This window comes from Bacillus sp. B2-WWTP-C-10-Post-4, from assembly GCF_009183805.1.
Classification (GTDB): Bacteria; Bacillota; Bacilli; order Bacillales; family Bacillaceae_G; genus Bacillus_A; species Bacillus_A cereus.
This window is the reverse complement of the sequence record NZ_WEII01000060.1, coordinates 21904-28999: the sequence shown is the minus strand read 5'-3', so window position 1 is coordinate 28999 and position 7096 is coordinate 21904. Positions and strand designations below refer to the sequence as shown.

Here is a 7096-nt window from a genome sequence, read left to right as displayed (position 1 = left end):
GTATTGTAAAATATCTCGCAATTTATTTTTTTGTTACGAAAAATAAATAACTAATTTTAAATAAGTTACAATTTTTTAGTTCACAATGTTATGAGGTTGTTGTATAATGAAGGGGAAAATAGAATATCGGTCTATCTTCGGGGCAGGGTGAAAATCCCGACCGGCGGTGATGAACTATTTATGATTTTGTTCTAAGCCCGCGAGCCGTTAAGGCAGGATTTGGTGTGATTCCAAAGCCGACAGTATAGTCTGGATGGGAGAAGATGGAGGTTCAAGCGTTCAAAAAAGATATGGATTTGAACGTCTGTTTGATGTGCCTTAAATTCTCCCTTTGTGTAAAACACAAAGGGTTTTTTCGTTCTATGAAAAAATAGGCATAGCAGAACCTTTCCACTTTCCATGAGATGATCGATGGAAAAGGAGAGAGAAAGATGAAACAAAAAAACAGTGTAGTGCAGATGGTGAGTGTAGCGATGCTAAGTAGTATTGCATATTTACTAATGATGTTAGATTTTCCGTTCCCAGGGCTTCCGCCATTTTTGAAAATTGATTTTAGTGATGTACCAGCTCTAATTGCAGCAATTATCTTTGGACCAGTAGCAGGAGTTATTGTAGAGGCGATAAAGAACATTTTACATTACGGGATTCAAGGAAGTTTAACGGGAGTACCAGTTGGAGAGATTGCAAACTTTATTGCAGGATGCTTATTTATTGGACCAGCAGCTTTCTTATTTAGAAAGTATCGTACTGTGAAGAGTTTAACTACAGGATTAATGCTAGGGACAATTACAATGGCACTTATTATGAGTGTATTAAACTACATCATCATATTCCCGGCTTACACTTGGTTTTTAAATTCACCGGCTATGTCTAGCGAAGCTATAAGAACAACGGTTGTAACGGCAATCTTACCATTTAATTTAATTAAAGGGATTGTTGTAACAATTGTATTTGTAGCATTATTCTCACGCCTGAAAGTATGGGTGTTTGCAAAAATGAAAAATGCATAATATATATTAAAATCATTAGTAGTGTGAAACTACTAATGGTTTTTTATTAAGGAAAATAAAATTTAGATACAAAAAATGCCCCTCATCAATATGAGGGGCATTTTTTGAAGTTAATAAAAGACTATTCGAATTTTAAAGCGTCTCCGTCGAATGATTCGTCAGCAACTTTAATTGAGTCAGTTGGACAGCCTTCGAATGCATCCATCATATCTTCAATTAATACATCTGGAATTTCAACGATACCTTGGTTATCATCTAATGTTACAAATGCAATACCTTCATCATCATAGTCATAAATGTCTGGTGCAGCAGCGCCACAAGCACCACATGCAATACAAGTATCTTTATCAACGATTGTATATTTTGCCATCTTTTTTCCCTCCTGATAATATGTATGTGAAAAGCTCGCCATAAAAATTATAACCTTATTGTAAAACGGTTTGTAAAACTTTTCAACATAAAATTATAATGATAATGCTTATCAATTAGAGTGTCAACTTATTTTTGAATTATGTCATAAGATTTTCAAAATACGTAAATATGATTTCGTTTGATACAATAGAATATATACAAGTATATAGTTCTCATATGATAAGTTTAATGAGCGAAAGTAGATAGTGTAATTGTACTGAAAAGAATGAAGTTAAGATTGGAAGGTGGAAGCGGTCATGCAAATACAATATACTTTGTTGCATTGTTTAAAACAATTGAATGGTGAAAGAACCGTTTCTTCTATTTATTATTTACTAAAGGGCAAACGTTCTTCGCAAACTTTACAAGATGGAAATATGTTCCGAATTTCTTTTTTGTTCGGAATATACAAATCATTGAATAGAAATGACTATGATGGTGAAGTTGCAAAGTTGTTGCAAGCGAATTTTATTCAAGAAATACATGAAAATACATATATGTTAACACCTACGGGTAAAATGCAGTTACATAAATGGGAGGAAGTTTATGCTTTTCCGGCGCATTTGCATGGTTTACATTATGGTGAATTAGGTGAAACATTTTGGAAAAGATTATCATTAATTATTCAAACTATATCAAATTTACAACAGAATAATACGAAGTTTATCCCAATTCAGCAAGATACAGAAATAATGATGTGGGTGAAACGTTTTCTAACAGGAATACCATATAAGAGAAGTGAGTTGGCGAGAAAACTATGGACGGAAGTACATAATCTTTTAGAAAAGAGCAATACGATAGAAGCGACGATTGTAACATATCGACTAACGGGTTATGAACGTATTGGTTGTACATTGCAACAATTAGCAGAAATTACGAAACAAGATATATTCAGAGTGTATTTTTTATTTTGGGGTACAATGCATTTCTTTATACAAGAAGTTCGTGATAAAGAAAATGAATTTCCACTATTAGCTGAAATTATATCTTATCCAAATGAGAGAGCTGAATTATTTAGTTTATCGACGAAAAAAACATATAATTTTTGGAGACAAGGACGTTCTTTAGAAGAAATAGCGACGATTCGGAATTTAAAGGTTGCAACGATAGAAGATCATTTTGTTGAAATTGCTTTGCGAGAAAAAGATTTTTCTATTGAAATGTTTATGGAAAAAGAAAAGATAGACAAAGTAATAAAAGTAATTGAAGCATTGCAAACGCGGAAGTTACGTGTTTTGAAACAAGCGGTTGGAGAAGAGATCTCTTATTTTGAAGTTCGTCTTGTATTAGCGCGGATGGAGGGTGTAAATGAAACTTGAAGAATATTTATATAAGTGGTTTGGATATTCTGAATTTCGTCCAGGTCAAAAAGGAGTTATTACAGATTTATTAGAAGGAAAAGATGTGATAGCAATGCTTCCGACTGGAAGAGGGAAATCTATGTGCTATCAGTTTCCGGGGCTTATGCGAGAAGGAACAGTGCTTGTTGTATCACCGTTATTATCTTTAATGGAAGATCAAGTAACACAATTAAAGTATGTTGTGAAAAACCGAGTAATAGCATTTAATAGTTTTCGGACATTAAATGAAAAAAGAGAAGCGATGAAAAAATTATCTTCATATAAATTTATTTTTGTTTCACCAGAGATGTTACAGTCGGAGTTATTAATTAGGGAATTGAAGAAAATTCATATTTCATTATTTGTTGTTGATGAGGCTCATTGTATTTCTCAATGGGGTTATGATTTTAGACCGGACTATAAAAAACTAAATATAGTTATTGAAAATATTGGTTCTCCTACAGTATTAGCATTGACAGCCACAGCGACAAAAGAGGTACTGCAGGATATCGCAAATAGTTTAAATTTAAAGGGTGCCGCGGAACATGTATACTCTATTGACCGTCCTAATATTGCAATGGATGTGCAATTTGTAGAGACGATAGAAGAAAAGAAAGAGGCGCTTTTAGAGCAGGTGATGTATTTACAAGGGCCGGGGATTGTATATTGCTCAAGTAGAGCGTGGACAGAAAGGTTAACGGAATACTTGAGAGGAAAAGGTGTTACTGGTGTAGCTTTTTATCATGGTGGTATGGAACATGAAGAGCGTATGTTAATTCAACAGCAGTTTATGAACGATCAACTGCAACTTGTAATATGCACAAGTGCATTTGGTATGGGGGTAAATAAGGCGAATACGCGATATATTATTCATTTTCATTATCCAACTAATATAGCTTCTTACTTACAAGAAATCGGAAGAGCTGGAAGAGATGGCGAACCGAGTATAGCTATTTTATTATGTAGTCCGTTGGATCATGATTTACCAATTTCAATCATTGAGGATGAATTGCCAAGTAAGTCACAAATACAATTTTTATTTTCTTTACTACAAGAAAGAATGTTTCAAACGAAAGAATTACCAATAGAAGATGTAGAAGAAATTTGTTATAATGCAGCAAGATTTAATGAGCAATATTGGCGTTTCGTTCGTTATCATCTCGAACAGGTTGGAATTATACAACAACGAAGATTATTATTAGAAGGTTTGTCAGATGAAATTATGAACCGATTAATAGCTGAAGTAGAAATAAGGTTGCGTAATAAATATAGTGAGCTAGAAAATATGAAGTCATGGATACAAGTTAAAGGATGTAGACGTGAATATGTGCTGCAACAGTTCGGTTATAGGAAAGAGCAAGAGTTAATTAATTGCTGCGATTATTGCGGTATTATAAAAGAAGATTATAAAAAAAGACGAGCGCAACAATCGGATTTCGACTATAATTGGGAAACAGAGTTACAAAAGCTTTTCGGCCTAGAAAAGGTGGAGGAATGATGAACATTCAAAGGCATAATGTTGAAGATATGAGTCCGCAGGAAATAAGGCTGAATCTATATATAACACAGTTAATTATTATCGGTATTGGCTGTTTACTGGCATATATATTATTTCAAGATGTAAAAGAAGTCTTTAATTTATGGAAATGGGAACCAGTATCTATACTTATTATAGGTGGTTTGTTAGCGATTGGTATTGTGTTATTAGATTATGTTGCAATGCGAGTGTTTCCGGAGTCTTGGTTTGATGATGGTGGTATTAACGATAAGATGTTTCGAGGAATGTCCGTTCTACACTTACTCGTTATTACGTTCTTAATTGGTTTTGCAGAAGAATTTTTATTTAGAGGTGTAGTACAGACTCATTTTGGAATTGTAATTGCGAGCTTCGTATTTGCAGTGTTACATATTCGTTATATAACAAAGCCATTTTTGTTTTGTTTCGTCTGTTTCATTAGTTTTGTCTTTGGTTATGTATTTGAATGGACAGGAAATTTGTTTATAACAATCTTTGCACACTTTCTTGTTGATTTTATAATGGGACTCCAATTAAGAAAATAAATGGAAGGTGGTGGTGAACAACATGAGGAAACGAATTCCTGATTTTGAAGAGGAATTAGAAGTTGAGCGAGTGGAAGAAAAAGAAAGTTTACCGCCGCGTAGTGAAATTCATAGAAATAAAGAAAAAAAACAAAAGTTTAAAATAAATCACATTTTCGTCCGGGTTTTAACATTTCTATTCATTCTGCTGCCGATTAGTATTTTGTGGTACACAGATAAATATATTCAGGTGAAGGGTGATAGTAATAATGCCGGAAAAAGTGCGTTTGAAGTAATCTTCTTTGATTCAGCTAAATCTGAGTCGCAGAAACATTCTGAAAAAGTAATAACGCATACTGTGAAAGAGGGAGAAACTTTAGAAAGTATAGCGAAGCAATATTTTTCAGATGGAAATGGAATTGAAGTAATTAAAAAGTATAATAACTTGCAAGACGATGAAGTGAGTGCAGGTGAAGAATTAAAAATTCCGATAAAAGATAAGTCCACAAAGCAAGAAAGCTAGTGAGTTAAGCGATCACAGTTTGTTATAAAAGCCTAGGATTATCTTTATGAGGAGGGGAGTCAAAAATATGATATGGATTATATTATTCAGTACTCTCATAGGCATGGGGATTTTATTGCTTCTTGTGATGTATAAAGAAGCGATGCGTAATACGGTGTTGGAACATACTTTAGTATTTAAAGAATTTCCGAAAAGTTTTCAAAAAGTAAATGTGTTTTTTATTTCTGATATTCATAGAAGAGTCATTTCGAATTTGTTAATTGAACAAGTAAAAGGAAAAGTAGATCTCGTAATTATCGGAGGAGATTTAGCAGAGAAAGGTGTCTCTTTATCAAAAATCTCTGCGAATATTCAAAAGTTAAGAGAGATAGCTCCTGTATATTTTGTGTGGGGAAACAATGATTATGAGATAGAATATCATGAATTAGATGCGTTATTATTAGAAAATAACGTAAAAGTTTTAGATAATACAAGAGTGGTATTTGAGTCTGAATTAGGCGAGAAAATTTGTTTGCTCGGTATAGATGATGTTGGATTGCACCGTGATCGTCTAGATTTGGCATTGGCGGATTGTAAAGAAGATGGTTTTCGTATCCTAGTTAGTCACAACCCTGATATAATAAAAAAAATGTCTGGAAATGAACAGATTTCACTTGTCTTAAGTGGACATACGCATGGAGGGCAAATCCGATTATTCCCATCTAAAAAATATTTAAAAGGTGGCGTATATAACCATTTAAATACGATTCTCTTTGTTAGTAATGGGTATGGAACAACATTGATACCACTTCGTTTCCGAGCACCTGCTCAAACACACATCATTACATTGTGCGGAGGGAAATGATGCCAACTCTTAATGGGAAATACAATATAAAAGCCGTTTCGAATATAATTGGAGTTCAGCCGAGTACGCTTCGTGCATGGGAAAGACGATATCAAATTATTGCCCCAAAGCGGAATCAAGCTGGGCATCGTTTATATACAGAAGAGCATATTCAAATTTTAAAATGGTTAATGGAAAAAGTTTCTTCCGGTATGATGATTGGACAAGCAGTTCAATTATTAGAAGAAAATCGTTTGCAGAGTACAGTTCAAAAAGAGATACATTTCGATAAAGAAGTTGTTTTAGTGGACGATTTGCTACAAGCTTTGTTAAAATTTGATGAAATTACAATTGCTGCATTATTAAACGAAGCTTTTAGTATATATTCAACAGAGAAGGTTGTTGCCAGTATTGTTCTTCGAGTGACAGACAAATTATTAACGTCAAAAAATAATAATGAGATTTCAATGGTGCAATTTCAATATGCACTATCATTTTTACAAACGCGTCTAGGGATGGTGTATCACAATGCCTCAATGTTTTCCTCTTTACACAAAGTTATTGTGTTAGAAAAGGATGCATTGAAAGGATTTATTTTTTCAACTTATTTACGCTTAAAAGGATATGAGGCGATATATATTAGGACAAGCTTAGCTGAAGATGGTATGTTATCAGCGGTAGAGGAAATACAGCCGAAATATGTATTTATATCTTTTGCTGACGAACAAGAAATGAAAAAGACGATGAACTTTATAAATTTATTACAAGAAAAAAGGGAATCTCTTTCTGTTGGATTTATCGGAAAGCTAGGCGTTCTAAACCAGTTGGACATTGAAACAATCTTAATTGGTGATACGAAAGAAGAATGGGATGGATGGTTAAAAATGTCGGAATAGTTGTTCGAAAAGAACCATCTATTTTCTATTTCATATAATAAAAATTAGATGCA

Annotated in this window: 8 protein-coding genes and 1 riboswitch; of the genes, 7 read left to right on the top strand and 1 reads right to left on the bottom strand. The window is 33.5% G+C overall.

Going from position 1 to position 7096, the window contains the following annotated elements; translation table 11 throughout:
- The first annotated feature begins 129 nt into the window (after nt 1–129).
- Nucleotides 130–269, top strand: a riboswitch (FMN riboswitch).
- A 162-nt stretch (nt 270–431) separates the two neighbouring features.
- Entirely contained in the window at nt 432–1010 is a 579-nt protein-coding gene (locus GBN78_RS20360; RefSeq protein ID WP_000810856.1) for an ECF transporter S component, read from the top strand.
- Nucleotides 1011–1131: 121 nt separating this feature from the next.
- Here the strand turns inward: GBN78_RS20360 and GBN78_RS20355 are convergent, their stop codons facing one another.
- A complete protein-coding gene (locus tag GBN78_RS20355) occupies nt 1132–1380 on the bottom strand; it encodes a ferredoxin (RefSeq protein WP_001151993.1) in 249 nt (82 codons plus the stop codon).
- A 298-nt stretch (nt 1381–1678) separates the two neighbouring features.
- Between GBN78_RS20355 and GBN78_RS20350 the strand changes: the two genes are divergently transcribed.
- From GBN78_RS20350 to GBN78_RS20325, 6 genes are all read left to right on the top strand, one after another.
- Nucleotides 1679–2740: a YpbB family protein gene (locus GBN78_RS20350; protein ID WP_025967065.1), complete on the top strand. Its 1062-nt coding sequence runs from the start codon at nt 1679–1681 to the stop codon at nt 2738–2740.
- The gene (gene recQ / locus GBN78_RS20345) at nt 2730–4259 is read left to right on the top strand and encodes an ATP-dependent DNA helicase RecQ (protein ID WP_152127655.1); all 1530 of its coding nucleotides are present in this window, start codon (nt 2730–2732) and stop codon (nt 4257–4259) included. Before GBN78_RS20350 ends, recQ begins: the two co-directional genes overlap by 11 nt.
- On the top strand, nt 4259–4822 hold the full coding sequence (locus GBN78_RS20340; RefSeq protein WP_001025780.1) for a CPBP family intramembrane glutamic endopeptidase: 564 nt from the start codon (nt 4259–4261) through the stop codon (nt 4820–4822). The genes recQ and GBN78_RS20340 overlap by 1 nt, the downstream gene beginning before the upstream one ends.
- A 22-nt stretch (nt 4823–4844) precedes the next feature.
- Nucleotides 4845–5324: a LysM peptidoglycan-binding domain-containing protein gene (locus tag GBN78_RS20335; protein WP_152127654.1), complete on the top strand. Its 480-nt coding sequence runs from the start codon at nt 4845–4847 to the stop codon at nt 5322–5324.
- 67 nt (nt 5325–5391) lie between these two features.
- Nucleotides 5392–6168, top strand: a complete 777-nt coding sequence (locus GBN78_RS20330; protein ID WP_000637796.1) for a metallophosphoesterase — start codon at nt 5392–5394, stop codon at nt 6166–6168.
- Nucleotides 6168–7043 (top strand): MerR family transcriptional regulator, encoded by an 876-nt coding sequence (locus tag GBN78_RS20325; protein ID WP_001142650.1) that lies wholly within the window; start codon nt 6168–6170, stop codon nt 7041–7043. The genes GBN78_RS20330 and GBN78_RS20325 overlap by 1 nt, the downstream gene beginning before the upstream one ends.
- Nucleotides 7044–7096 lie beyond the last annotated feature (53 nt).

Bases quoted from the DNA above. Each gene is read 5' to 3' on its own strand.
- recQ (WP_152127655.1), top strand. From the start codon at position 2,730: ATGAAACTTGAAGAATATTTATATAAGTGGTTTGGATATTCTGAATTT.
- GBN78_RS20325 (WP_001142650.1), top strand. From the start codon at position 6,168: ATGCCAACTCTTAATGGGAAATACAATATAAAAGCCGTTTCGAATATA.
- GBN78_RS20335 (WP_152127654.1), top strand. From the start codon at position 4,845: ATGAGGAAACGAATTCCTGATTTTGAAGAGGAATTAGAAGTTGAGCGA.
- GBN78_RS20340 (WP_001025780.1), top strand. From the start codon at position 4,259: ATGAACATTCAAAGGCATAATGTTGAAGATATGAGTCCGCAGGAAATA.
- GBN78_RS20360 (WP_000810856.1), top strand. From the start codon at position 432: ATGAAACAAAAAAACAGTGTAGTGCAGATGGTGAGTGTAGCGATGCTA.
- GBN78_RS20350 (WP_025967065.1), top strand. From the start codon at position 1,679: ATGCAAATACAATATACTTTGTTGCATTGTTTAAAACAATTGAATGGT.
- GBN78_RS20355 (WP_001151993.1), bottom strand. From the start codon at position 1,380: ATGGCAAAATATACAATCGTTGATAAAGATACTTGTATTGCATGTGGT.
- GBN78_RS20330 (WP_000637796.1), top strand. From the start codon at position 5,392: ATGATATGGATTATATTATTCAGTACTCTCATAGGCATGGGGATTTTA.